The sequence below is a fragment of the Halorubrum salipaludis genome, assembly GCF_002286985.1.
GTDB lineage: Archaea > Halobacteriota > Halobacteria > Halobacteriales > Haloferacaceae > Halorubrum > Halorubrum salipaludis.
The window spans coordinates 221,036-246,446 of record NZ_NSKC01000008.1 but is presented as its reverse complement, the minus strand read 5'-3'; the positions used below and the strand labels follow the sequence as shown (position 1 = coordinate 246,446).

Annotated in this window: 23 protein-coding genes; 11 read left to right on the top strand and 12 right to left on the bottom strand. The window is 70.8% G+C overall.

The annotated features are described in order from the left end of the window. Positions 1 to 83: 83 nt before the first annotated feature. Complete coding sequence (locus tag CK500_RS12740) at positions 84 to 335, bottom strand: hypothetical protein (protein WP_095637595.1); 252 nt, start codon at positions 333 to 335, stop codon at positions 84 to 86. Positions 336 to 552: 217 nt separating this feature from the next. On the opposite strand from CK500_RS12740, the gene CK500_RS12735 reads away from it, so the two are divergent. The 3 genes from CK500_RS12735 to CK500_RS12725 all read left to right on the top strand — a co-directional run bounded on the left by CK500_RS12735 (position 553) and on the right by CK500_RS12725 (position 5,064). Next, the gene (locus CK500_RS12735) at positions 553 to 1,827 is read left to right on the top strand and encodes a TIGR00341 family protein (RefSeq protein WP_095637671.1); all 1,275 of its coding nucleotides are present in this window, start codon (positions 553 to 555) and stop codon (positions 1,825 to 1,827) included. 184 nt (positions 1,828 to 2,011) lie between these two features. Then, positions 2,012 to 4,216 carry a formate/nitrite transporter family protein gene (locus tag CK500_RS12730; protein ID WP_095637594.1) on the top strand — a complete coding sequence of 735 codons (2,205 nt, stop codon included), beginning with the start codon at positions 2,012 to 2,014 and terminating at the stop codon, positions 4,214 to 4,216. An 86-nt stretch (positions 4,217 to 4,302) separates the two neighbouring features. Continuing rightward, complete coding sequence (locus CK500_RS12725) at positions 4,303 to 5,064, top strand: SIMPL domain-containing protein (RefSeq protein WP_095637593.1); 762 nt, start codon at positions 4,303 to 4,305, stop codon at positions 5,062 to 5,064. Positions 5,065 to 5,145: 81 nt separating this feature from the next. Here the strand turns inward: CK500_RS12725 and CK500_RS12720 are convergent, their stop codons facing one another. Then, on the bottom strand, positions 5,146 to 6,132 hold the full coding sequence (locus CK500_RS12720) for an NOG1 family protein (RefSeq protein ID WP_095637592.1): 987 nt from the start codon (positions 6,130 to 6,132) through the stop codon (positions 5,146 to 5,148). Positions 6,133 to 6,344: 212 nt separating this feature from the next. Between CK500_RS12720 and arcD the strand changes: the two genes are divergently transcribed. The 4 genes from arcD to CK500_RS12700 all read left to right on the top strand — a co-directional run bounded on the left by arcD (position 6,345) and on the right by CK500_RS12700 (position 10,261). Next, the gene (gene arcD, locus CK500_RS12715) at positions 6,345 to 7,820 is read left to right on the top strand and encodes an arginine/ornithine antiporter ArcD (RefSeq protein WP_095637591.1); all 1,476 of its coding nucleotides are present in this window, start codon (positions 6,345 to 6,347) and stop codon (positions 7,818 to 7,820) included. Beyond that, positions 7,783 to 9,198: an MFS transporter gene (locus CK500_RS12710; protein WP_095637590.1), complete on the top strand. Its 1,416-nt coding sequence runs from the start codon at positions 7,783 to 7,785 to the stop codon at positions 9,196 to 9,198. Before arcD ends, CK500_RS12710 begins: the two co-directional genes overlap by 38 nt. A 131-nt stretch (positions 9,199 to 9,329) precedes the next feature. Continuing rightward, complete coding sequence (locus CK500_RS12705; protein WP_095637589.1) at positions 9,330 to 9,788, top strand: DUF2240 family protein; 459 nt, start codon at positions 9,330 to 9,332, stop codon at positions 9,786 to 9,788. Beyond that, on the top strand, positions 9,788 to 10,261 hold the full coding sequence (locus tag CK500_RS12700) for a hypothetical protein (protein WP_095637588.1): 474 nt from the start codon (positions 9,788 to 9,790) through the stop codon (positions 10,259 to 10,261). The genes CK500_RS12705 and CK500_RS12700 overlap by 1 nt, the downstream gene beginning before the upstream one ends. A 96-nt stretch (positions 10,262 to 10,357) precedes the next feature. Here CK500_RS12700 and CK500_RS12695 read toward each other — a convergent pair whose 3' ends face one another. Continuing rightward, a complete protein-coding gene (locus CK500_RS12695; protein WP_269843958.1) occupies positions 10,358 to 12,175 on the bottom strand; it encodes a methyl-accepting chemotaxis protein in 1,818 nt (605 codons plus the stop codon). Positions 12,176 to 12,676: 501 nt separating this feature from the next. On the opposite strand from CK500_RS12695, the gene CK500_RS12690 reads away from it, so the two are divergent. Continuing rightward, complete coding sequence (locus CK500_RS12690; RefSeq protein ID WP_095637586.1) at positions 12,677 to 13,960, top strand: DNA double-strand break repair nuclease NurA; 1,284 nt, start codon at positions 12,677 to 12,679, stop codon at positions 13,958 to 13,960. A gap of 381 nt (positions 13,961 to 14,341) precedes the next feature. Here CK500_RS12690 and CK500_RS12685 read toward each other — a convergent pair whose 3' ends face one another. From CK500_RS12685 to CK500_RS12675, 3 genes are all read right to left on the bottom strand, one after another. Then, positions 14,342 to 15,070 (bottom strand): CPBP family intramembrane glutamic endopeptidase, encoded by a 729-nt coding sequence (locus CK500_RS12685; RefSeq protein WP_095637585.1) that lies wholly within the window; start codon positions 15,068 to 15,070, stop codon positions 14,342 to 14,344. 88 nt (positions 15,071 to 15,158) lie between these two features. Next, positions 15,159 to 16,451 carry a glucose-6-phosphate isomerase gene (locus CK500_RS12680; RefSeq protein ID WP_095637584.1) on the bottom strand — a complete coding sequence of 431 codons (1,293 nt, stop codon included), beginning with the start codon at positions 16,449 to 16,451 and terminating at the stop codon, positions 15,159 to 15,161. 47 nt (positions 16,452 to 16,498) lie between these two features. Continuing rightward, positions 16,499 to 17,410: an acyltransferase gene (locus tag CK500_RS12675; protein ID WP_095637583.1), complete on the bottom strand. Its 912-nt coding sequence runs from the start codon at positions 17,408 to 17,410 to the stop codon at positions 16,499 to 16,501. Between the two features lie 187 nt (positions 17,411 to 17,597). Here CK500_RS12675 and CK500_RS12670 point away from each other — a divergent pair, with 187 nt between their 5' ends. Further along, entirely contained in the window at positions 17,598 to 18,671 is a 1,074-nt protein-coding gene (locus CK500_RS12670; protein ID WP_095637582.1) for an aldo/keto reductase, read from the top strand. A 300-nt stretch (positions 18,672 to 18,971) separates the two neighbouring features. Here the strand turns inward: CK500_RS12670 and CK500_RS12665 are convergent, their stop codons facing one another. Continuing rightward, positions 18,972 to 19,517, bottom strand: coding sequence for a hypothetical protein (locus CK500_RS12665; RefSeq protein ID WP_095637581.1), 546 nt, complete (start codon positions 19,515 to 19,517; stop codon positions 18,972 to 18,974). Positions 19,518 to 19,779: 262 nt separating this feature from the next. Here CK500_RS12665 and CK500_RS12660 point away from each other — a divergent pair, with 262 nt between their 5' ends. After that, a complete protein-coding gene (locus CK500_RS12660) occupies positions 19,780 to 20,418 on the top strand; it encodes an NAD(P)-dependent oxidoreductase (RefSeq protein WP_095637580.1) in 639 nt (212 codons plus the stop codon). A gap of 27 nt (positions 20,419 to 20,445) precedes the next feature. Here the strand turns inward: CK500_RS12660 and CK500_RS12655 are convergent, their stop codons facing one another. The 5 genes from CK500_RS12655 to CK500_RS12635 all read right to left on the bottom strand — a co-directional run bounded on the left by CK500_RS12655 (position 20,446) and on the right by CK500_RS12635 (position 24,144). Further along, entirely contained in the window at positions 20,446 to 21,414 is a 969-nt protein-coding gene (locus CK500_RS12655) for an LLM class oxidoreductase (RefSeq protein WP_095637579.1), read from the bottom strand. 20 nt (positions 21,415 to 21,434) lie between these two features. Then, entirely contained in the window at positions 21,435 to 22,406 is a 972-nt protein-coding gene (locus CK500_RS12650; RefSeq protein ID WP_095637578.1) for a DUF7260 family protein, read from the bottom strand. 124 nt (positions 22,407 to 22,530) lie between these two features. After that, entirely contained in the window at positions 22,531 to 23,373 is an 843-nt protein-coding gene (locus CK500_RS12645) for a translation initiation factor eIF-2B (RefSeq protein ID WP_095637577.1), read from the bottom strand. A gap of 114 nt (positions 23,374 to 23,487) precedes the next feature. Then, the gene (locus CK500_RS12640) at positions 23,488 to 23,844 is read right to left on the bottom strand and encodes an RNA polymerase Rpb4 family protein (protein WP_095637576.1); all 357 of its coding nucleotides are present in this window, start codon (positions 23,842 to 23,844) and stop codon (positions 23,488 to 23,490) included. Positions 23,845 to 23,850: 6 nt separating this feature from the next. After that, complete coding sequence (locus tag CK500_RS12635; RefSeq protein ID WP_095637575.1) at positions 23,851 to 24,144, bottom strand: 50S ribosomal protein L21e; 294 nt, start codon at positions 24,142 to 24,144, stop codon at positions 23,851 to 23,853. A 214-nt stretch (positions 24,145 to 24,358) separates the two neighbouring features. Between CK500_RS12635 and mptA the strand changes: the two genes are divergently transcribed. Continuing rightward, positions 24,359 to 25,288, top strand: coding sequence for a GTP cyclohydrolase MptA (mptA, locus tag CK500_RS12630; protein ID WP_095637574.1), 930 nt, complete (start codon positions 24,359 to 24,361; stop codon positions 25,286 to 25,288). Positions 25,289 to 25,411 lie beyond the last annotated feature (123 nt).

The following is a 25,411-nucleotide window of genomic DNA, read 5'->3' as shown; positions in this document are numbered from 1 at the left end:
GATCGGAACGGTTCGGAGAACGAGGGTGGAACGGTGACGGCGGCAGTCGGCGATTCGGGGGCGCGGTTCGGTGGCGGCCGGAATTAGCTCCCGGCCATCGTCCACAGCAGCGCGCCGATCAGGATCATCGGAATGCCCGCGAGGATGTACACCTGCGGCATCGTCGTGTACGGGGCGACAAGGAAGATCGTCCCGAAGCCGGCGAAGACGGACGCGATCACCTTCTGGGACTTCAGGGGCGCGGCCGCCAGAAGGGAGACGACGAACCCGAGCAGTATGACGTGCCCGAGGTGGTAATCGAGCAGGAACGTGTCGATGAACAGCGGCGAGAGCATTCTTGCCTGAACGTGCGAGGGATTCGCGCATTAAAGTTCCGTTTCGTGCGGGGCGGGCGCGGATTCGGCCTCCGGATCCGCGGTGCGGTCAGCCGCCGGGTCGACCGAACCGGGCTCAGGATCCCCCCGCCGACCGCCGTCCGCGGTTTCCGTTCTCGGCCACCGTCCCTTATAAGTCGCGCCGGCGAGACGACCCACCGTGCGACTCGTTCAGGTCATGATCCCCGCGGGGAAGCGCGCGGCCGTGGTCCGCGCGCTCGACGACGAGGGCGTCGACTACGTCGTCACCGACGAGACGAGCGGCCGCGAGTACACCGCGGTCGCGACGTTCCCGCTCCCGACCGCCGCCGTCGAACCCGTGCTCGAACGGCTCCGGGAGGCGGGGATCGACGAGAGCACCTACACGGTCATCGTCGCGGCCGAGACGGTCATCTCCCGCCGGTTCGAGGCGCTCGAAGACCGGTACGCCGAGGACGCCGAACGCGGTGGCGACCGGATCTCGCGGGAAGAGCTGCAGACGAAGGCGGACGACCTCGCCTCCGGGCTCCGGACGTACGTGCTGATGACGGTCATCTCCGCCGTGATCGCCACCGCCGGGCTCCTGCTCGACTCGCCGGCGACGGTGGTCGGCTCGATGGTGATCGCCCCCCTGATCGGCCCGGCGATGTCGGCCGCGATCGGCACGGTCGTCGACGACGAGGAGATGTTCCGGCGCGGCGTCCGGATGCAGGTCCTCGGCGTCGCGGTCGCGGTCGCGGCCGCGACGCTGTTCGCGCTCGCGCTGCGGTGGTTCGCGCTCGTCCCCCCGGGGCTCGATCCGCTGGAGCTCGCGGAGGTCTCGGAGCGGCTCGCGCCGAACGTCCTGGTGCTCGTCGTGGCGATCGGCGCCGGAGTTGCCGGGATCGTCTCGCTGATGGCGGGCGTCTCGGCGACGCTGGTCGGCGTGATGATCGCGGTGGCGCTCATCCCTCCCGCGGCCGCCGTCGGGATCGGGATCGCCTTCCGGATCCCGCGGCTCGTGATCGGCGCGGGCGTGATCGTCGCGGTGAACGTCCTCTCGATCAACCTCTCCGCGCTGGTCGTGCTCTGGTACGAGGGGTACCGGCCGCAGAGCTGGTTCCGCGAGGACGACGCGCGCGCGGCGTTTCTCAAGCGGGCGGCCGTGCTTGCGGCCGCGATCGCGGTGCTCTCGGTGTTCCTCGGCGGCGTCACCTACGAGTCGTACGTCGCCTCGACCACCGAGGCCGACATCCGGTCCGCCGCGGGCGACGAGCTCGCCGCGCTCGACCCCGGGCTCGAACTGCTGGAGCTGGAGGTCGAGCGCGGCGGGACGGTCCCGCCGCTCGACACCGAGCGCGTGATCGTCACCGTGGGGGCACCGCCCGGCGGCGGCGTGGAGGGGGTAGCCGACGCGCTCGACCGCCGGATCGAGGCGACGATCGGCGCCGACGTGCGCGTCGAGGTCCGCCTCGTGACGATCGACCGGGCCTGACGCGGCGTCGGCGGCGACCGGCTCCGAGAGACGAACCGCCGCTCCCCGATCTGACGAACCGCCCGATCTGGATCGAATAGTTAAACGCCCATTCAGTTCATCAGGAAACACAGTCCGTGTCGGATCTTTTGTGCCACATGCCGAAAGAGGAACTACTTTTTACCGCGCCGAGAGTGATCCGGCAGTGACCGACTCACAGCGACCCGACGACGATTCGATACGCGAGGTCGTCGAGCGCTCCCAGAGCGGCGCCCCGGCAGTCGGCGAGGCCGTCCGGGACCGCTTCTCGTCCGACGAGGTGTTCCAGCGGATCATCGCGGCCGCGGACGAGGAGGTGACCTCCGGGAGCCGCGAGCTCTTCTTCAGCGGGCTCGCGGCGGGGCTGGCGATCACGATCACCTTCATGCTGTACGCCTCCCTGACGGCCGCGACCGACTCCCACCCGATCTTAAGCGTCATGCTGTACCCGCTCGGGTTCATCTACATCATCATCGGCGGCTATCAGCTGTACACCGAGAACACGCTGCCGCCGGTGGCGCTGACCTTAGAGCGGCTCGCGAGCCTCCCCACGCTCCTCCGCCACTGGTCAATCGTGCTCGCGGGCAACTTCGTCGGCGGCGGGATCGGGGCGCTCGTGCTGTCGTACGGCGATGTCTTCACCGGCGACACGGTCGACGCGGCGCGGTACATCTCCGAGGGCGGGTTCGGCGTCGGCGCCGTCCCGCTGTTCTTCAAGGCCGCGATGGCGGGGCTGATCGTCGCCGGCGTCGTCTGGGTCGGCTTCGCCTCCACCGACTCGGTGAGCCGGATGCTCGTCGTCTACCTCGCGTTCCTCGCGATCCCGCTCGGCGACCTGTTTCACGTCGTCGTCTCCTTCACCGAGGTCCTCTACCTCTTCTTCGAGTACAGCATTCCGCTGTACGGCGCGGAGATCAGCCTCTACTCCGGGATCGTCGGCTTCGTGATCCCCGTGCTGCTCGGCAACACCATCGGCGGTGTCGTGTTGGTCACCCTCGTCAACTACTTCCAGACCAGCGAGGAGCGCTTGGAGGAGGCGCGCTTCGAGGGGATGACCCGCCGGCTCACGGTGCCCGAGTGGGTGCTCGGCCGCGCCGCGGGGCGCTCGTACGTCCCGATCTTGGACGCCACGGAGGCGACGCTGTTCGCCAACGAGGGCCACCGGATCATGGTCCCGATCACGAACCCGCGGACCGACGGCCCCATCGTCGAGCTCGCGAGCCGGATCGCCAGCGACCACGAGGACGGCCTCGTCCACATCGTCCACGTCGTGCAGGCGCCCGAGCGGATGTCGCTGTCGGCCGGCGCGGGCCGGATCGCCGACGTCTCCGAGGAGGGGATGGCCGGGCTCCGCGAGACCGCCGAGGAGTACGACATCGACGTCTCCACCTCCACGGTCGTCTCGCACCGGTCCTTCGAGGAGGTGTTCAACATGGCCCGGCGGACCCGCCCCGACGCCGTGTTGATGGGGTGGGGCGAAGACCAGCTCTGGGGCGCGGCCCGCGCGGAGCGCCCCATCGACGAGCTGACGAACCAGCTCCCCTGCGACTTCCTCATCCTGAGCGAGAGCGACCTCGACACCTCGCGGGTCCTGCTGCCGACCTCCGGCGGTCCGGACTCGACGCTGGGCGCGGAGGTCGCGAGCGTCCTCTCCCGGACCGCGGGCGCCGAGGTGACCCTGCTCCACGTCGTCGACGGCCCCGAGGACCGGGCCGACGGCGAGGGGTTCCTCGCCGGGTGGGCCGCGGAGCACGGGCTCTCGGATGCCGAGCTGATCGTCGACGACACCGGCGACGTCGAGGGGGCGATCGCCCGGGAGGCCGCGGACAACTCCCTCGTCATCATCGGCGCGACGGAGAAGGGACTGCTCTCGCGGCTCGTCTCGGGCTCTCTCCACCTCGACGTGGTCAACGAGGTGGACTGCTCGCTGCTGCTCGCCGAGCGTCCCAGTACGCGCTCGATCCGCGAGCGGCTGTTCGGCTCGGGACGGCGGGTGTCCGGACCGCCGGACGGCGGCGTCGAGCGCGATCCCGACGCGTCCCGGGGCGCCGAGCTCTCCGGCCCCGACGACTCGGGCCCCATTCCGACGTTCACGGGCTCGGACGACGGCGACGCGGAGGGGACAGACGAGGAGGACACGGCGGACGGACCGGCGGAGCCGGCGGTGATAACCGACCACGAGGACCCGGACGAGGAGGATCCGGACCACGGCGGCCCGGACGACGAGGCGCTCGACGGTGAGGGGCTTCCCCCGGAGCAGTCGGTCGTGACGGATCACGACGACCCGGACGACGACCCCGACGAGGCGGACGACGGCTCCGACGACGCGACGGACGACGGCTCCGACGACGACTCGACCGGCGCGCCGTGACCGCGCCGGCGTCGCCCGTCCGATAACGAAAGCGGCTCTTTGTCCTTACGGCGGCTTATTTGACGGTTCCCGACGACGGGTCGCGTATGAACAGGAAACTGGTGACCGCCGTCGGCGTCGCGCTGCTCGTCGCGCTCGCGGGCTGTTCGGGGCTCGTCGGCTCGACCGGCAACGCCGGCGTCGACGCGGGAGACGAATCGACCCTCGAACGGAACGTCGAAGTGACCGCGGACGGCGAGGCCACGGCCGAGCCGGACCGCGCGACGATCCGCGTCGCGGTGACCGCCACCGGAAACGACTCCGGGGCGGTCCGGGACGAGCTCGCGGCCAGCGACGACGCGCTCCGCGCCGCCCTGACCGACTGGGGGCTCGACGAGGACGACATCCGGACCGACCGGTACGACGTGCGGGAGTCGTACGAGACGCGCGAGAACCCCGACCGAACCCGGTACCAGGGGACCCACCGCTACGCCATCAGGCTCGACGACGTGGACGCGGTCGGCGAGGTCATCGACGTCGCCGTCGGCGCCGGCGCCGACGAGGTCCAGCGGATCGAGTTCGGGCTGAGCGAGGAGCGCGAGCGCGAGGTCCGCGAGGCCGCCATCGAGAACGCGATGGCGAACGCCGAGGACGACGCCACCACCCTCGCGGACTCCAGCGGGCTGGAACTGGCCGGCGCCTACAGCGTCTCCACCGCCGACGCGGGGGTGACGCCGTACCGCGTGTCCGACGCGGCCATGGCCGCCGAGAGCGACGGCGCGGACGCCGGCGCCTCGACGGGCGTCGAGACCGGCGACGTGAGCGTGCGGGTCAGCGTCAACGTCGTCTACGCCGCCGAGCAGGCCTGACGCGGCGGTCGCTCGGAGACTTTTTCGGAGAGCAAAGGACGAACCGCCGAGCCGCGGCGCCGCGTCGCTATTGGTTTCCCCTCACTCCTCGCCGTCGCGCGTCGGGAGGTCGGGCTCGAACGCGGCCGCCTCGACGGCCATGTCGAGCACGCGCTCGACGTTCTCGTCGTCGGTGACGCTCATCGTCGCGTCCACCGACTCCGCCTGCACCGCGTCGAAGCGGTCGTGTTTGTTCGCCACCGTGAGGAACGGCACGTCTTCGCCGAACAGCGCCCGGACCTCCTCGCGGAGTTCGAGCTGCACGTCGAGGGGGTAGCCGCAGTCGCCGGAGGGGTCGAGCACGAACACGACCACGTCCGCGAGGTGCTCGAGGGCGCTGACCGCCTGCCGCTCGATGTCGTTGCGCTCGTCGGCCGGTCGGTCGAGCAGCCCGGGCGTGTCGACGATCTGGTACCGGATGTGGTCGCGTTCGAAGTGGCCGATCTGGACGCCCTTCGTGGTGAACGGGTACTCCGCGATCTGGTTCGAGGCGCGGGTGACCCGGTTGACGAACGAGGACTTCCCGACGTTGGGGTAGCCCGCGATCACGATGGCGGGCTCGTCGGGTTTCACGTCCGGCAGCACCTTCAGCTGGTCCCGCGAGTCGCCGATGTACCGCAGGTCGTCCTCGATCTGGTCCATCACGTCGGCCATGCGCGCGAACGCCTGCTTCCGGTGTTTCCGCGCGGTGTCCACGTCCGAGCTGCGGATCTTCGTCGTGTACTCGTCGCGGAGGTCCTCGATCTGGCGGCTGGCCCACATCACCTGCGAGAGGGCCTGCCGGAGGCGGTCGACGTCGACGATGGCGTCGGCGAGCTCGTAGTAGAACGGGTCGACGTCGAAGCCGAAGTCGGGCCACGAGACGACGACGTTCTCTAAGTTGTCCGAGAGCACGTTGCCGGCGGTCCGCAGCATCGACTCCTGCGCCTCGTGTCCGCGCTTGGCGCGTCCCGCGCGCGCCGCCCGCGAGAACGCCTTGTCGACGAGTTCCTCCGAGCGGGGGGTCGTCGGGAGGCCCTCAAATATCATGTTGCCCCGACTTGACCGCCGACGCGTATAAGACCGTCCGTTCGGCGACCCCCGCGACACGGCGGCACACGGTCGGACGCGCCAGGGTCGCCGGTGAACGCCACCGATGAACTCCGCCGCTGCTTCCGCCGACCGCAAAGAGGATGAACGATCGTTATCTTCCTCATGCATATTCCGAGATATATTTATGCTTCAAAGGAATAAACGGGGACATGGCACGATCGTTCACGCCCACGACCTACGAGGACCTCGACCCGGACCGCCGCCCGAGTCTGGCGCTGGCGCTGATCCCGGTCCTCGCCGTCGTGGCGTTCCTCGGTATCGGCTCGGCCGTCCTCGGCTTGGACCCGCACCCGCCGCTCCTCTGGAGCATCGCCTTCGTCGGCGGGTTCGGGCTGTGGCTCGGCTACGACTGGGAGGAGCTGTTCGACGGGATCGCGAACGGCCTCGTGATGGGGTTGCAGGCGCTGCTCATCATCTTCACCATCTACGGCCTGATCGCGACGTGGGTCAGCGCCGGCACGATCCCGGGCCTGATGTACTACGGGCTGGAGATCCTCTCGCCGACGACGTTCCTCCCGGCGGCCGCGGTCGTCGCCGCGGTCGTCGCGTTCGCCATCGGCTCCTCGTGGACCACGGTGGGGACCCTCGGCGTCGCCTTCGTCGGCATCGGCGCGGGGCTCGGCGTTCCCGCCCCGATGACGGTCGGGGCGGTGCTCTCGGGCGCCTACGCCGGCGACAAGCAGTCGCCGCTCTCAGACACCACCAACCTCGCCGCGGGGGTCACGAACACCGACCTGTACGCGCACATCCGCCGGATGCGGACCGGCACCGCCGTCGCCTTCGGGCTCGCCGTGCTCGGCTTCCTCGCGCTCGGCCTCCGCGCCAGCGGCGAGATCCCGGCGGGCCGGATCGCGGAGATCCAGGGCGCGCTCGGCGAGACGTACGCGATCACGCTGCTCGCGTTCATCCCGCTCGTCGTCACGTTCGGACTGGCGCTGCGCGGGTACGCCGCGCTCCCGACCCTCGTCGCCGGCGTGTTCGCCGGCGTGCTCACGACGCTCCTCGTGCAGGGGTCCGGCTTCGTCGCCGCCTGGGAGACGTTCATGTACGGCACCGCGCCGGAGTCAGGCTCCAGCCTGGTGAACGAGCTGCTCGACACGGACGGGCTCGTCGGCTCCGCGTGGACGATCACGGTCGTCGTCGCCGCGCTCGCGCTCGGCGGTATCTTGGAGCGCACGGGCGTGCTCGCGGTCATCGCCCACGCGTTCACCTCGGCGGTGAAGAGTCCGGGGTCGCTCGTCGCCGGCACCGGCGTCTCCGCGATCGTCATCAACGCGCTCACCGCGCAGCAGTACATGAGCATCGTCCTCCCGAGCGTCACGCTCCGGAACACCTACGACGAGTTCGGCATGGACACCGACCAGCTCTCCCGCGCCGTCGAGGCCGCGGGGACGCCGACGGGCGCGCTGTTCCCGTGGCACGCGGGCGCCGTCTACATGGCGGGCGTCACCGGCGTCCCGACGCTTGAGTACGCGCCGTACTACCTGTTCGCGTTCCTCTCGCCCCTCGTGTTATTCGCGATGGCGGCGACCGGCTACTCGTTAAACGCGACGCCCGCGGCGGCCGCGGCGTCCTCCGAGGCCGTCGATCCCGCCGGCGCGGCCGCCGGAACCGACGACGACTGAGCGGTCGGACGCCGCCGACGGCATCGACCGGTGCGGTTTTCTTCTCGCGTTCACGGATCAGCGTATGACCGACGGCTGGCTCTACGGCTGGGGACTCGGCTCGGTCGCGTTCGGCGGCGCCTCGCTCGTCGTTCCCCTGTACGTCGTCGACCTCGGAGGCGGTCCGTTCGTGCTCGGCGTGCTCGCGGCGGTCGCCGCCGCCGTCGGCGTCCCCGGCGCGCTGTGGTTCGGTCGCGTCGCGGACCGGACCGGCCGCCGACGAGACCTCGTACTCGCCGCGTTGGCCGCGTCCGCCGCCGCGATCGCCGCCATCCCGCTCACCGACGGCGTGGGCGCGGTGATCGCGGCCAACGCGGTCGTCTGGTTCGCCTTCGCGGCCGCGACGCCCGTGCTGACGCTGCTCGCGGTCGCCGGCGTCCCGGAGTCCGCGTGGAGCGAGCGGATCGCGGACCTCAACCGGTTCCAGGGGATCGGCTGGGCGCTGGGGCTGCTGCTCGGGACCGTCTGGACCGTCGGCGGCACGCGACTCGTTCCGCCCGCGACCGCGACGCGCACGCTGTTCGTCCCGCTCGCGCTCGCCGCCGCCGGCTCCTGCGTCGTCGTCGTCCGGGCGCTCCCGGCGGATCCGGTCGGGGCGGACGGCGCCGCGGCGATCCCCTCCGGCAGCCGCGTTCGGCGCGCCATCCGCCGGGCGGACCGATTCGCGGTCCGCGGCGCGACGCTCCCCGGAGCCCTCACGCGGACCGACTTCCGCGGACTGCATCCCCGGCGGTTCGCCGCGCGGTTCACCCCCGCGCTCGCGGCGTACTTCGCGGCCGCGCTGCTGTTTCTCTCCGGCTCCGCGGCCTTCTTCGCGCCGCTCCCGGCGTTCCTCACCGAGGTCGGATTCGGGTCCGGCGGCACGTTCGCGCTGTACCTCACGAACAGCGCGGCCGCCGCGGTCGCGTTCGGGACCGTCGGACGGCTCTCGGCCGACCGGAACGTCGTGCGCCTCCAGGTCGGTGGGCTGGTCGCTCGCGGGGTCCTCCTCCCGGTCGTCGCCGTGGTCGGCGCCGCGCTCGGGGCGAGCGCGCTCGGGTTCGCCGCCGTCGGGGCCGCGTTCGCCGCGGTCGGGCTCACGTGGGCGGTGATCGCCGTCACCGCCGGCACCGTCGTCACGCGGCTCTCGCCGCCGGCGATCCGCGGCGAGGCCCTCGGCGTGTACGCCGCGCTCGGCGCGTTCGCTGGCGGGATCGGCAGCGTCGTCGGCGGGTGGCTCGCGGCGGACAGCTACGGGCTCGCGTTCGCCGTCGCCGGCGCGCTCGTGCTCGCCGGCGCGGCGGTCGGGCTCGCGGTCGGTCGGCGCGTCGACGGCGACGCCCCGCGAGCGGCGGGGTGACGCGCCCCGTCCGACCGGTCTCCGCCGCAACCTACCACTATCTCCGCCCCTACCCACCGTTCTCCGCCCCTACCCACCGTTCTCCGCCCCCGTCCGACACGTTTACGCGCCCGCCGCGCCCTCCCCCGTACATGAGTCTCGAGGTCGCCGTCGCCGTGCCCTTCAAGCAGCGAGCGACGGAGCGGTTGGGCGAGGGCGAGTTCGTCGTCGCGCTGTCGCTCGATCGGGAGTGGTTCTCTCCGGACCAGGCAAAGCGGCTCGTCGACGTCGCGGTCGGGCGCGGGCTGGTCGCCGAGGAGGACGGCGACCTCCGCGCGCGCTTCGACCCCGCCGACGTGACCGTGCCGGAGGGATTCACGCCCGACGAGTCGATCCTCCGCGAGCAGTCCACCTTCGAGACGGCGCTCGACGCGATCGTCGCCGCCGGGGTGGAGAAACAGCGCGCGGTCGCCGGCATCAACGAGCGGCAGCGCGCCCTCGCGATCAGCATCGAGGCCGCCGCGGTCCTGTTCGCGAAGGAGCACGGCGCCGCGGTTGACCAGCTCGCGGCCGACGTTCGGAAGGAACTGGCCGCCGCGGGGGCGGAGTGATGGTCGCGGACCGCCTGACGGACGGGGTCCGGATCGGTCAGCTGCTCGCGTCGGAGATCTCCGGCAACGAGGGGCGCCTGCGGGACCTCGCGCTGGCCGACGCCGACCCCGACGTCGAGCCGACCCCGGACGGCGCGCTCGCGTACCGGATCGTTCGCGCCGGGGAGGGCGGTGCGGGGGACGACGCGGAGGCCGACGCCCTCACCGTCGCAGAGGTGTACGTCCAGCCCGACCGCGTTCGGATCGAGTTCGTCGCGGGTGCCGGCGGAGAGGGGAACGCGGTCGAACAGCCTGTCCGCCCGGAAGCCGCCGCCGACGCGGCCGACGAGGTCGGCCTCCGCGTGAGACCGAAGGCGGTCCGCCCGCCGCGGACGCTGGTGTTCGTCGAGGACGGCGCGCAGGTGAAGCGGGCGCTCCCGGTGTTCGAAGCGGTCGTCGAACCCGCACTCGACGCGACCGGAAACGGGGAGTAGCGCCGCGGGGCAAAAGGGAGAGCAGCGCCGCGGGCAGTCGTCTCGTTCGTCCGCCTGCGCCTCAGTTGGTCTTCTGCCTCAGTTGACCGTCTCGCCTCAGTTCGCCTGTCCGCCGTCGCCCATCGCGACGTTGCGCGATCCCGACGCGGAGGGATCGTCGACCGACTCCCCGCCGACGTCGAACTTCCGGAGCAGCGCGCGGAGCCGCTCGGCCTGTTCGGCGACCGAGCCGGCCTCGGCGGTCGCCTGCGACATCGCGGCGAGCTGTTCGTCGGCCGCGGCGCCGACCGCGTCGGCCTCGTCGGCGGTCGACCGGCTGATCCCCGCGACCTCCTCGACCATCGACACCGTCTCCTCCGTGCTCGCGGCCTGATCGTCGGTCGCCTTGCTGATCTCGCGGATGCCGTCGTCGGTCTCCCCGGCGTTGTCCGCCACCTCGGCGAACGCGTCGCCGGCGTCCTCGACCGCCTCGGCACCGTCCTCCATGTGCGATTCGGCGGTCCGGACCTCCTCGACGGTCGCCTGCGTCTGCGCCTGCGTGCCGGCGATGAGCTCCTCGATCTCCTGGGCCGCCTCCTGGGTCTCCTCCGCCAGCTGTTTTACCTCGTCGGCGACGACCGCGAAGCCGTCGCTCCCGCCGCCGCTCCCGCCCGCCCGCGCCGCCTCGATGTTCGCGTTCAGCGCGAGCAGGTTCGTCTGCTCGGCGATGTCGCCGATGAGGTCGACGATCTCGCCGATGTCCTCCATCCGCTCGTCGAGCACCCGGACCTTTTCGGCCGTCTCGCCGATCGCGTCCTGCGACTCCCGGACGCTGTCGATCGCCTCGTCGGCGGTCTCCTGCCCCTCGTCGGCGATGGCGGCGGTCTGCTGGGCCGCGTCGGCGACCGTCTCCGTCGAGGAGGCGACCTCCTCGATCGTCGCCGAGAGGTTGTTCATCTCGCCGGAGACCTGTTCGAGCATCTCGCGCTGGTCGTCGGCGCCCTCGGCGATCTCCCCGATCGACCCGCGGACGTCCTCGCTGCGCGCCTCGGCGGCGTCGACGCCCTCGACCGTCTTCTCGCTGGCCGCGGACACCTCGCCCGCGAACGACTGCACGTCCTGCATCGTCGCCTCGATGTCGTCCATCATCTCGTTGAACGCGCTCCCGATCTGCTCCATGGCCTCGCTCTCGCTGTCGGCGTCCAGCCGGACCGTGAGGTCGCCGTCGGCCGCGAGGGCCATCGTCGCGCTGTAGTCGTCGGCCTTCCGTTCGAGGTGGTCGTTCAGCCGTTCGACCTCCTCGCGGCGCTCCTCGACCTCGGCCTTCGCCGCCTCGACGTCCTGGATCTCCGCCTTCTGCTCGGCGACGAGGTCGAGCTGGCGCTGCGCCTCCTCGCGGGACTTCTCGATGGAGTACCAGTTGACCATCAGCGCGCCCACGAGCCCGAGGACGAAGGCGGCGTGGATACCGCCCCACACGACGGGGTTCTCGATGGCCGCCGCGTGGTTGTACACGAGACTGGAGTCGATCTGGCTGAACGCCCCGTGGCCGACCGCCACGTACGCGACCCCGACGCCGAACGGGAGCCAGTCCTCGTACAGCGCCAGCACGCCGGCGAACACGAAGAAGTGGAAGTGCGCCTCGATGTAGCCGCCGGAGAGCTTGACGAGCGCCATCGAGACCGTCATCACGCTGAACGCGGCGAGGACGGTCCGCTTTCGGCGGTCGATCGGTGCCCACATCGCCAGCGCCGCGGTGGCGAGGATGATCGTCACGAACGCGACGAGCATCCACGTCGGCGTCGCGGGGATCTCCGCGCCCGTGAGGAGCGACTCCGTCCCCTCGTACAGCCCTAACGCGATCAGGAACGGGACCTGCGCGACGACGATGAGGAGGATGTTCCGGTGGCGGCCGTGCCACATCTCCTCCGGCATCGACGTGCCGTCCGGGATGTACCGGATCACGTCTCGAACCGTCGCCCCGATCCCGCCGCCCTCCGTGTCGTCTCGCGAGCCGGCCGCACCCCCGCGTGCTGTCTCCCCCGTCTCCGCGCCAATCGCTGGCTCTGCCATACACGTCGAACGTCGTATCGGTAAAAAGAACGTCGCCTCCAACTATTACCGTTGATACTGCGAACCTCGCATAAACCGACATCTGATTTGCTGTTGCCGGGTTCCGCCCGCTGATCGGTGCGGCCGTCGATCCGCCGGAGAAACCCTGGCTACCTTGCTGGTTGTACGACGCGAGTCGAACATGTTCGCCCGACGCTCGGAGCCCGGCCCTCGTCGTCGGTTTGTCGTGAGTTCATGGTCGGTTTTTCGTCGGGTCGCCCTCGGCTCGGGAGCCGGCGGCTCCCGGTCGATTGTCGGATCAGTGAGGCCCGAACCGGTTCCCGAGCCGACGACTTTTATATCGGTCCGCGCCGCGGTACGCCCGTGACGCTCGATCCGATCCACGTCGAGAACATCGCGCAGCTCGCGTACGGCATCGCTGGCGACGTGGACACGACCGATCACGACGATCTCGCGGGGCGGGTGTGGCGCGACTGGCTCCCCGAGCTCCGCCGCGACGGGCGGGTCGTGATCGAGCCCGTCGACGAGCACGAGCGCCGGCGGGCCCCCATCGACGACGTGGCCCTCACCGACCGGCCGTTCGAGACGGTCCACGGGCTCGACTCCGGCACGATCAACCCGACCACGTTCAAGAACGGCCTCGTCGTCGACGTGGCCCACGCCGCGATGGCGAGCGCGCCGAGCGATCTGGACCTCCACCGCGACCGGACCATCGTCGCGACCGTCCACGCCGGCGACTCGACCGCGAGCTTCGACGGCGAGTGGCGCGAGCGCGACGACGGCCACACCCGCCAGCGCGTGCTCCACGCGCCGCGGGTGAACCGGTACGCCGAGGGCGTCGTCCACGCGCTCGCCTTATACCTCGCCGAGGGGACGCACGCCCTCGACCACGCCGACGCGGTCGACGACCTGCTCGTCCTCGACGGCCCGATCTACCCGAAGGAGCTGTTCACGTGGGACGACCGCAACCCCGAACTCGGCGCGCTCGCCCGCGAGGCGAAGCCGCGCGCGGTGGTCGAGAAGTACGTCCGCCTCGTCGAGCGCTTCGTCGAGCGCGACGTGCCGCTGGCCGGCTTCGTGAAGAACCCCTCCAGCGGGACGATCGTCCGCGCGCTCGCCCGGAAGGGGATCGAGCCGCCGTGGCCCGACGACACGGCGCTTTTCACCCGGCTCCTGGAGCGGCGCGAGGCCGAGGGCTCTGCGGGCGGCGGCCGGAGCGAGGGGAGCGGTCGGACCGAGCGCGTCGACGACGAGCTCACTTTCACCACGTGGTTCCGGAGCCGGGGCGGCGCCGACGCGACGATGGCCGCCGACGGCGACGCGCTCGGGATCGACCGGGAGCTCGACCCGGAGCTGTACGAGCCGACGTTCATGGTCGTGTACGACCCCCGGACCGACGTGACGTACAAGCTGGAGACGCCCTACGCGTTCGCCCGCGACGACGCGGTCCGCGACCGGCTCACCCGGCAGGTCCTCGCCGACGTGGCGACCACCCGCGGCCCGCCGGAGGCGGTCGGGAAGGCCGACGAGCTGGCGCGGATCTCGGCGACTGAGAAGGCGGCGCTCAGACGGAAGTTCGAGGAGCGGTTCGACAGCGACCAGCAGGCGACGTACGACGATCAGCGGTGGGGAAAAGCGCCGTATTAACGCCAATGTCCCGACGCGGTGGCGCGTGCCTGTGAGCGTGCCGCCGAAGGCGGCCGCGAGTAGGGAGAGACCTTCGGTCTCTCTGACAGCCGGCGGCGACGCCGCCGGCGAGAGCACGCGCGAGGGACGCGGCGACCGAAGGGAGCCGCGAGGTTGGGGAGGCGTGAGGTGCTGTGCGGTTGCGGGGGTGGGACTCAAAGGGGCAGTCGCGAGGACACGCTTGACGACGCAAGGAACGAGCGCAGCGAGTGAGTGAGGACCGCAGCGAGTCACGCGAGTCGTCGCGACTGGGGCTTTGGAGGTGTTCACTGCCGGTCCACAGTCAGCGATTTATAACCGAGCGGCCAGGATTTCGGAGCTATTCGGGTCTCTCACTCCGTTTTAAAGCGACTGCGCGAGCAACACGACGTAGATGACGGCGTTGTACACGCCGTGAGCGAATCCGGGGACCAACACGTTCCCCGTGCGCTCGTAGAGGACGCCGAGCACCGCGCCGAGCACGACGACGACGGCGACGTAGGCCCACCGCTGGCCCGGCGTGCCGGAGACGGAGGGGTAGTGGACCAGCCCGAACATGAGGCTCGCGAGCATGATCGCCGGGGCGGCGTCGAACGCGCGCCGGAGCCCGCCCTGCACGGCGCCGCGGAACAGCGCCTCCTCGACCGGTCCGACCACGAACAGCGACACGGCGATCATGGCGAGGTAGTACGTCACCGGGTCGCCCGCGGGGACGACCGCCTGGTTCTGGCCGGTGGTGAGCCCGACCTGTCCGAGCGCGAACAGCGCGCCGTACTGGAACGCGAACAGGGCGATCCCCCCGCCGACGACGAGCCCGGCGTCGCGTAGCGTCGGCCGCGAGAGCCTGACGAGCCCCCACTGGTCGGTGATCGCGAGGTAGCCGACGACCGCGGCGAGGAACCCGGCGAACTGCACCAGGGTGCGTACCACCTGCTGTCCGGTCGTCTCCGCGCCGACGAGCCCCAGCGAGACGGCGGCCTGCGCCGCCGGTTCGGTCACCGCGCTGGCGACGAGGAGGGCGAAGACGACCGCGAACGCGGCGCTGGCGACGCGGAGGACCCGGTTCACCGGCTCGGGGGGCGACTCGCTCATCGACGGCGATACGGCTCGCTGCGGTTTATCGGCACCGGAAGGGGAACGGCTCGACCGCTCCGGCCCCGGACCCGGACCCGGACCCGCCTCAGGACCCGTCGATCCGCAGCTCGCGTTTGTCCGCCACCGCGTCGGCCTCCGGGAAGTCGCCGCCGCCGAGCAGCCCGCGGGCCGCCTTCTTCCCCCACTCGACCGCGGGCTGGGTGAACGTCGAGACGCTCGCGAGCTCGCCGTACAGCACGCAGGCGGCCTCCATCCCGTACAGCAGCTCGCCGAGACTGCGCTCGTCGACGCGGTCGATTTCGACGCGGAGGTTCGGCACGTCGGCGGCCGCGAGGCTCGCCTCGGTCGCCTCGAACTCGGCGTCGAGCAGGTCGCCGAGCGACGAGCCGCCGAGGTACGCCAGCCCATCGAGGTCGGTCTCCGGGATCGCCGTCTCTGCGCGCTCGGTCGGCCGGATCAGCGAGACCAGCTTGTCCGGCGGCCCGGCGCGGTACAGCTGGAGCTGTGAGTGCTGGTCGGTCGCGCCGAGCGCGCGCGCCGGGGTCTGGCCGAGCCCGTCCTTCCCGAGGCTCTCGGCCCACAGCTGGGCGAACCACTCCGCGAACGTCTCCAGCGACTCCGCGTACGGCATCACGGCGTTCGTGAGCGCGCCGCGCTCCGCGAGCGCGTACGTCGCCGCGCCGTAGGCGTACGCGGGCGTCTCGAACAGCGAGCCCGACAAGTCCGCCATCCCGTCGCGGCCGCCCGCGAGGACCGCCTCGATGTCGTGTCCCTGCAGCGCCGGCACCGCGAGCCCGACCGTCGAGAGCGCGGAGAAGCGCCCCGGCACCCCGTCCGGCACGTCGAGCGCGGGCAGGTCGTGGGCGTCGGCGAGCGCGCGGAGGTTCCCCGCCTCCCCGGTCGTGACGAGGGTGCGCTCGGTCCAGTCGACGCCCGCCCGCTCCATCGTCTCGCGGACGACGAGGAAGTTCGCGAGCGTCTCCGCGGTCGTCCCCGACTTCGAGACGACGTTGACGACGGTCTCCGCGAGCGGGAGGTCGTCGAGCAGCGATCGGACCGCGTCCGGGTCGACGTTGTCGAGGAAGTACGCGTCCACGTCGCTCTCGAGGGCGTTCGCGAGCGTCGCCGCGCCGAGCGCGCTCCCGCCGATGCCGACCGTCAGGACCGCCTCGGGGCGGTCGAACCGGTCGGTCGCTTCGCGGATCGCGTCCGGATCGGCGGTCTCCGGGAGGGTCAGGGCGGCGTAGCCGAACTCGTCGTCCGCCATGCCGGCGGCGATCCGGTCGTGCGCGTCCGCGACTCGGTCGTCGAGGCGCTCTAAGGTCTCCGCCGTGAGTCCCGGCGTCGTGTCGAGGGCGTTGCCGAGGTCGACGTGCATACCGGACGTGGGCGCGACCGGGACTTAAGCATGGGTCTCCGACGGACTCACTGCGGCGGGTTCGGCGGCCGCAGGTCGCGCTGGAACTCGTCGAACCGATCGAGGTCCTCGGGGAGCTCGTACTCGATCTCGCGTTCGTCCTGTCGGTCGGGGAGCCGGCCGTCCTCCAGCTCGTCGGCGACCTCCTCCCAGCCCGGTTTCACGCGGACGCTCCGGGCGGGCGAGCCGACGACGACGTGGTGATCCGGCACGTCGCCCTGCACGACCGACCGGGCGCCGACGACGCTGTTCTCGCCGATCCGGCAGCCGGCCCGGACCATGGCGTCGTAGGTGACGCGGGCGTCGTCCTCGACGACCGTGTGGAAGTTCCGGACCTCGGTCTGGTCGACGAGGTCGTGGTCGTGGCTGTAGAGGTGGACGCCGTCGGAGATCGACGCGCGGTCGCCGATCGTCAGCTTCCCGCGGTCGTCGAGGTGCACGTCGTCGTGGATCACGACGTTGTCGCCGACCTCGATGTTGTGGCCGTAGGTGACGGAGATCCCCTTGAAAAATCGGCAGTTCTCCCCGCACTCGGCGAACAGGTGGTTCCCGAGCATCTGGCGGAACCGGAGCGCGAACTCGACGTTGTCGGCCATCGGCGTGGCGTCGAACTGGCGCCAGAGCCACTGGAGGTGCTTGGAGCGTTGGAACCGGTCCTCGTCCTTCTCGGCGTAGTACTCCGACTCCAGCGTGGCGTTGCACGGGTCGTACCCCTGCAGGCGCACGCGCTCCGCCTTCGACACCGACTCGCCGTCCTGCCACGCCTCCCAGCGCTCGCGGTCGCCGTGGAGGTCGATCAGCGTGTCTCGGACGACCTCACAGGTGTCCTCGTCCGAGGAAAGGCGTTCGTCCACCTCGTCGATGAAGCCTCGGACCCCGGCCTCCGCGGCGTCGGGCAGGGACACGTGTCGCTTTGTCATCACCGCCCGTTCGTCGCCGTGCCCCAAAGGGATTCGGTTGTGCGACGTTCGCGCCACGCCGACCGGGCCGGGAGCGGTCGGTCGTCGCCGGCCGGGCCGGGAGCGGTCGGTCGTATAAACCCGCTCCGCGCTCCCGCCCGGTGAGGGAGACCGCACCCGCTAAGTGTCCCGATCCCGAAAGAGGGGTATGCAGCACCGCGAACTCGGGAACTCCGGCGTCGAGGTCTCGGAGATCGGCTTCGGCGCGTGGGTCGTCGGCACCGACTGGTGGGGCGACCGCTCGGACGAACAGGCGGTCGGAATGGTCGAAGACGCGCTCGATTCGGGCGTCACCTACGTCGACACCGGCGACGTGTACGGCCACGGCGACAGCGAGGAGATAATCGGGAAGGCGATCGAAGGCCGCCGCGACGAGGTGACGCTCGCCACGAAGATCGGTTACGACTTCTACAACAACCCGCAGGCCGGCCACGGCGAGCTCCCGAAGGAGCTCGACCGCGAGTACCTCGAGACCGCGTTCGAGCGCTCGCTCGACCGGCTCGACACCGACTACGTCGACCTGCTCCAGCTCCACAACGCCAACGTCGACGACGTGACGCCCGAGGTCCGGGACCTCCTCCGCGAGTGGAAGGAGTCGGGGCGCGTCCGCGCGCTCGGCTGGGCGCTCGGCCCCTCGATCGGCTGGCTCGCCGAGGGCGACGCCGCCATCGAGTACGAGGAGTTCGATGCGGTCCAGACCGTCTTCAACCTGTTCGAGCAGCAGCCGGGGCGCCACTTCGTCGACGCGATCCGCGAGAGCGACTCGGACACCTCCGTGATCGCCCGCGTCCCGCACTCCTCCGGCCTGCTCAACGAGCAGGTGACGCCCGACACCGTCCTCGAAGACGGCGACCACCGCTCGCACCGCCCCAAGGAGTGGTACGAGACCGGCTGGGAGAAGGTCGAGGCGATCCGCTTCCTCGAAGAACCCGACCACGCGGAGGGGACTCGCACGATGGCGCAGGCGGCGATCCGCTGGCTGCTCGCGCACGACGAGGTCGCCTCCGTGACGCCGACGTTCCGCGACGGCGACGACATCGCGGCGTGGAGCGCCGCGAGCGACGTGCCGCCGCTCTCGGACGCCGAGTACGACCGCGTCGAGGAGCTGTACGCGCGCAACTTCGACATCGACCGCGACGACGGGATGGACTCCCTCCGGACCTCCGTCGGCGGCGAGGACATCGAGGCCGCCGGCCTCGACAAGCGCGCCGCGTCGTACTGAACGCCCGACCCGCTCGTTTCTCGTCGAAACCGCAAGACAGCGACGGGAATATCAGTGTTCGAACCACTTTCACCGCGGTTGTGGATCACTGACGAGGACGCGAGCGACGGGACTGCGAACGAGGAGGCTGAGGGTGACGAAACTGCGTGAGAGGAAACCGAGAGCGCCGCCGCTCGGCGGCGTGAACGTGGTGGCTCGGTGGGAACTGATCGTCACAAGGGGCTCAGAGGGGGTAACGGATCGTCATGGCCACCACAGGGGGAGTAACTCGGCGACGACCATAAACTGACCGTGATTCGCTCAGTCGTCGGTCCCGCACTGCACGAGCGCCGTCTCCTCGTCTCGCGGTTCCGGCGCCGTCGGGTCGCCGGTCGACTCGTGCCGGTACACCGCCCCGGGAGCGACGAAGTAGTTCGCGATGTACTCCCGTTCGTCGGTCGCCCCGGCTTCCGTGCTGTAGGAGGCGCGGATCCCGCTGGAGGCGAGGAAGCCGTCGCCCGTCTCGTCCGGGGTGAACCCGTTCAGGTTGTCGACGTTGACGCTCGTCACGCCCTCCGCCGACTGCAGGATCCGGTTCCAGGCGAACGACGTCTCGAAGTCGTCCAAGTACTCCATGATCGACTGCTCCGTCAGCGTCTCCGGTTTGCGCGGGTACTCGCGCCCCTCGATGTTCGTCCCCGTCGCCACGGGCGGGCGAGCGACGTCGTCGGGGTCGCACTGCGGCGTGTCCGGTCCGGGACCCGTCGGAGGCGCGTCGCCGTCCGAGCCGCCGTCGTTCAGTCCGGTACACCCCGCCGTGAGCAGGCCGACCGAGACGGCGATCACCGTCCGTCGTTCCGTTCTCATACGGGGCGATGCGCTCCCACGGAACTAGCTATTGCGGTTCGGTACACCTTCGCACGCGTACCACCTCGTCTTCGGTGTCGGGCTCGGGGTCTGGATACGACTGACGGGGATCACGTGACCGCCCGGTGACATCGGTGTGACCTGATCGGGTCGCCGTCCGCTAACGTATATGTGGCTCACGGGCCAAGACCGACGCGAACGCGCGATCGAGTTACGGTCTCTCGTTTCGCGTCGACAGGCGACCCACCACACCACTCCAACAATGGACGTACTCCTACTCGGTGCGAGCGGACGAATCGGTCACCGGATCGCGAACGAGCTCCTCGACCGCGGCCACGCGGTCACCGGCGTCTCCCGGAGCGGCGAGGTCGACGGCGTCGACGACCCCGACTTCGAGGCGGTCGCCGGCGACGCGACCGACGCCGACCGGATCGCGGACCTCGCCGCGGGCCGTGACGCGGTCGCGTCCGCGCTCGGCCCCAGCGAGGACGAGACCGTCGACGCCCTCGTGTCGATGGCGGAGGCGGTCGTCGGCGGCATGCGCGAGGCGGGCGTCGACCGCCTCGTCTGGACCGGCGGCGCCGGCGGGCTGGAGGTCGCTCCGGGCACGCGGCTCGTCGACACCGAGGAGTTCCCGGACGAGTGGGAGCCGGTCGCCCGAGCCGCCATCGACGCCTTCGAGGTGTTCCGGGAGGCGGACGACATCCGGTGGTCCTACGTCGCGCCCGCCGCGCTCATCGAACCTGGCGAGCGGACCGGCGAGTACCGGACCGCCGAGGGGGAGCTCGTCGCCGACGAGGACGGCGACAGCTACATCTCGATGGAGGACTTCGCGATCGCCTTCGTCGACGAGCTCGAGTCGGGCGACGCCGTCCACACCTACCTCGGAACCGGTTACTGAACGACGCCGCGTCCCCCGTCGCGGCGCCTACCCGCCGCCTCCGCCGTCTCCGCCGCTGACCGCTCCCATCACCTCATCCGCGAACGTCTCCATCGCCCCCTCCGGGTCGTCGCCGCGCAGGCCGACGACGACGTGGTCGACGCCGAACTCGTCGAGCCGACGGAAGTACTCGCGGAACCACTCGGCGCCGGCGCGGTAGCCGAGGTGGAGGTGTTCTGGCTCGGCGGTCGGGTCGTCGGCGAACTCGACGCCGACGGCGATGGCGAACGGCTTCGCGCCCGCCAGCTCGCGCCACTCGGCGACGTAGCTCCGGAGGGTCTCGTCCGGGAGGTGGTAGAACAGCCAGCCGTCGCCGTGCTCCGCGATCCACTCGGTCGACTGCCGCGCGTTGCCCGTCGGCAGCACCGGGAGCGTCTCCGTCGTCGGCTTCGGGAGCACGTCGAGCTCCCCGTCGAGCTCGCCCCACTCGCCGTCGACCTCGGGAAACGACTCGCGCCAGCACGCGCGCATCGCCGCGATCCGGTTCCGGACCATCTCCCCGCGCCGCTCGGGGTCGACGCCGAACGCCGGGTACTCGGGGTCGCGGTCGCCGGAGGCGACCCCCAGTACGACCCGGCCGTCGGAGAGCCGGTCGACGGTCGCGGCGGACTTCGCGAGGTGGATCGGGTGGCGGAGCGGGAGGACGACGCTCGCCGTGCCGAGCGCGACCTCGTCGGTGCGTGCGGCCGCGTGCGAGAGCAGCGCCCACGGGTCGAACGCGCCGCCGGCGTCGCCGAACTTCGGCCAGTAGGTCGGCACGTCCCGCGCCCAGAGCCCGTCGAACCCGAGCGCCTCGGCGCGCTCCGCAAGCCGGATCTCCTCGGCGGGGTCCGGCGTGCCGCGCCGCTCGCCGGTCAGGGGGAACCCGAGCCCGAACGTGAGCCCGTCGTCGCCGAACAGCCGGCGGAAGCCGGCGTTGGCGTGGGCCGCGTCCCCACCCCCGCCGTCGTCAGGCATCGGGGGGGTCGCTCCGCGGGTCACTCGCCGCCGGCGACACGGCTCGCGACTCGGTCGCGGTCCGTCCGGATCTGCCCGGCGATCTCCGCGATCTGGGCCAACACGGGATAGCGCGGCCCCTCTGTCGGCCCGTACAGGTACTCGTGGAACGACCGGCGACCCGCGTCGTCCCCGGGGGCGTCGACGGTCATCGGCGGGTCGTCGAGCGCGCGCTGGCGCTCGCCGGCCGCCTCGTCGCACTCGGACTCGAGCTCGCCGAGGCGGTGCCAGACGTCGATCGCGGCGTCCGTCCCGTCTCCTTCCACGCCGTCGAGGTGTTCGAGGAGCCGCCGGCGGCGCCGGTCGACGCGGGACAGGTCCGACTCGTACTCCGAGAGCGCGTCGATCTCGGCGTCGATCGCGTCCGCCAGCGACGACCGGGCGTCGGCCGCCCGCCGGCTCCGCCGCACCAGCGCCGACTGCGCCCCGGACGAGAGGGTGCCGTTGGAGGCCAGCGCGGTGGCCGTGTCGGGGCCCAGCTCGGCGGCGAGGCTCTCGGGGATCGTCTCGTCGTACTCCTCCCTGTAGTGTGGCAGCGACATCACCGTGTCTCGGTACGCCGCGAGCACGCGCCGGAGCCTGACGTCGTCGCCGGCCCCGCCTCCGCCGTCGACCGGGGAGACCGTCCGGACCGCGGCCGTCGGCCCGTCGAACGACGACGCGGTCGACGAGGCGGGCGCGGGGTCGAGCCCGGAGACGCGGTCCGCGAACTCCTCGAAGGCGGCGCGCTCGTCGAGGACCCGCCGCCGCTCGCCTCGGCACTCCGCCTTGGCGTCGCGGACGTACGCCAGCGCGACGAACGCGACGACACCCGCGATGACCAGCGCGGTGACGACGCCGGGCTCGGTCGCGATCGCGGCGAGGTCACAGGGGAGAGTGGTACACTCCGCCGTCGCCGTCGGCTCGGCCTCCTGAATCCGGAACACCCCCGCTGTTCCCTGCCTCGCGCTCATTATGTACGCTAACACGTCACACGTACAAAGCGCTTGTGGCGGATCTCAATCGCTGAAACGACGGTTCCCGGATCCGCCGGGTTACTCGGTCTCGACGACGGCGGCGGGGTCGCCGCCGCCCCGACTACTCCGCGACCCCGTCGTCGGTGATCACGGTGTCGATCATGCCGATCGGGGTCGCGTCGTAGCTCGGGTTCTCGATCGTCACGTCCTCGACGGGCTCGCGCATCACCTCGACCGCGTCGCGGAACTCGTTTTCGAACCGGAACTCCTCGATCTGCTTCGCGCCCGAGCCGACCGCGGTCACCGGTACGCCGAGCTCGCGCGCCGTGACGACCAGCGGGAACGTCCCGACCCGGTTGTAGTACGTGCCGCCGGTCATGCAGGTGATCCCGAGGAGGACGCGGTCGCAGTCGCGGAGGGCGTACCCCATCGCGCTGTCGACCACCATCCGGGTGTCGACCCGCGCCATCCCGGCGAGCACACGGGCCGTCTTCCGGCCGAGGGTACGGGGGCGCGCCTCCGTGACGTACACCGTGAGGTGGGCGCCGTCGCGGGCCGCGTTCTCGATCGACTCCAGCACCGTCGTCGAGTAGTCGTGGACCAGCAGGGTGTCGCCGTCCTCGATGCGCTCGGCCGCGTTGGCGGCGGCCTCTCCCTTCGCCGTCTCGATGTCGTCGGCGACGCGGTCGATGGTCTCCTCGAGCCGCTGTTTGCCGTCCTCGACGCTCGTCGCCTCGCCGACGACCGAGCGCTCGACCTCGCGCATCGCGTTGTGGAGCGCGGCGTGAGAGGGGTTCGACCGCCGCAACACGCCCGCGTTGTGTTCGAGGTCGCGCTCGAACTCGTCGACCGTCACGTACTCGCGGTCGAGCAGCTCCGCGAGCGACCGCGTCGCCTTCACGGCCACCGCCGACGTGCTGTGGGTCCGCATCGCCCGGATCTCGGCGACCGTCTCGTCGATCATACCCGTAGGGTCGTCGTCCCGAGTCAAAGGGGTTCCGGGGTCCCGTCGGCGGGACTGAGAGTCCGGTCGCTCCGGGCGGCGAACGAAACGGACGGAAAAGCGGTCGGCGACGCGTCAGGCGTACTTCGCGACGACGTTGAGCACGTCGTCGAGCTCGTCGCCGTCGAGCGAGTAGCGCTCCTGCGCGAACACCGAGCGCAGCTCGGTGCGGTCCTCGGGCAGGAGGTCCGCGATCTTCACCGCGGTGGGCACGTCGATCTGGTCGAGCTCGGTGAGCTCCTCGACCAGCTCCCGCGACTCCTCGGCGTCGAGGTGGGCGAAGCGGTTGACGTGCTCGATCGCGCGGGCGAGCTCGTAGCGCAGGTCGCGGTCCTCGTCCTCCGCGCGCTCCGCTTCGATGTCCACGAGGATCTCCTTCGCCTCGGAGGTGGTGACGTACTCCTCGTCGAGCTTCTCTTTGAATATCGTCATTGCGTGTCAGTTCTGCTGTGCGCTCATGTGGGCGGCGGCGACGATGAGCGTCTTCGTCTTGCCGCCGTCCGGGATCTCGACTTTGAACGCGGACCCCTGCTTGCCGACCACCGTACCCGTGCGACCGTCGAAGCGGGGGTGGAAGCGACCCTTCTGGACGCTCGGGTCGATCTTGAGGTGGACCTGCGACCCCTCGTCGAACTCCTGGATCGCTCGCTGCGGCGGCGACGTGCCGCGGTCGCGGGGTTTGTTCGAGAGCTTGTCGCGGGTCGCCTTCTGGGGCCCATTGGAACTCGGCATGGTCTTGGGCGTTCTTCCGCTGCCGCGGTTATAAATGGTGCGTTACGGCTCTCGGACGGGAGCCGGTACCACGCCGTCGAGGGGGAGCCAGTCACACGTCCTCGGACGTGAACTGGTCCCACGCTCGCGGCGGAACGGTCGCCGAAGCGGAGACAACCCGACGCGACTCCCCCTTTCGAAAGGGCTAATCCTTTGACTGCCTACCATGTTCGTAATGAGTCACCAGCTGCCGGACGTCCAGGCGTCGGCGCCCGACGTCTCAGTCGGGCTCTCGCAGGTCGGCGTCACCGGCGTCGAGAAGCTCGTCAAGATCGCCCGAGGGGACAAGCGCCCCATCGTCCTCATGGCGGAGTTCGAGGTGTTCGTCGACCTTCCCAGCGGTCGCAAGGGGATCGACATGTCGCGGAACCTCGCGACGATCGACGAGATCTTAGAGGAGATCACCCGCGAGGAGGCGTACCGCGTCGAGGAGGTCTGCGGCGACGCCGCCGAGCGGCTCTTGGAGAAGCACGACTACACCACCACCGCCGAGGTGTCGATGTCGGCGGAGCTGGTCACCCGCGAGGACACGCCCGCGTCGGGCATCGAGACGCAGAGCACGGCGACGATCGTCGCCAGCGCGACCGCGACCGAGGAGGGGACCCGCGAGGAGATCGGCGCCGAGGTGACGGGGATGACCGTCTGTCCCTGCTCGCAGGGGATGAGCGAGTCCCGCGCCCGCGAGAAGCTCGCCGAGCTGGGCGTCGACGAGGAGACCACCGAGGAGTTCTTAGACGCCGTCCCCCAGCCGGGCCACTCTCAGCGCGGCCACGCGACGCTCACCGTCACCACCGACGGCCACCCCGACATCGACCTCCGCGACCTGATCGATGTCGCCCGCGACTCGATGAGCGCCCGGATCTACAACATGGCGAAGCGACCCGACGAGGACCATATGACCTACGAGGCCCACGCCGACGCGAAGTTCGTCGAGGACTGCGTCCGCGCGCTCGCCGAGGGCGCCGTCGAGGAGTTCGACCACCTCCCGGACGACGCCGTGATCTACATGAAACAGTCGAACGACGAGTCGATCCACCAGCACAACGCCCACGCCGAGCGAGAGGTTACGATGGCCGACCTGCAGGACGAACTGAACGCGAAGTAGGCGCGGTCCGGCCGTCACTGATTGACCGGTCCTGAGTCGCTATCCCCGTCGAATTCCTCCGGTTCAGACAGACGCTCGTCTGAAGCGGTTCGTCGCCGAAGACCGGCTCTTGATCGGTTTCGG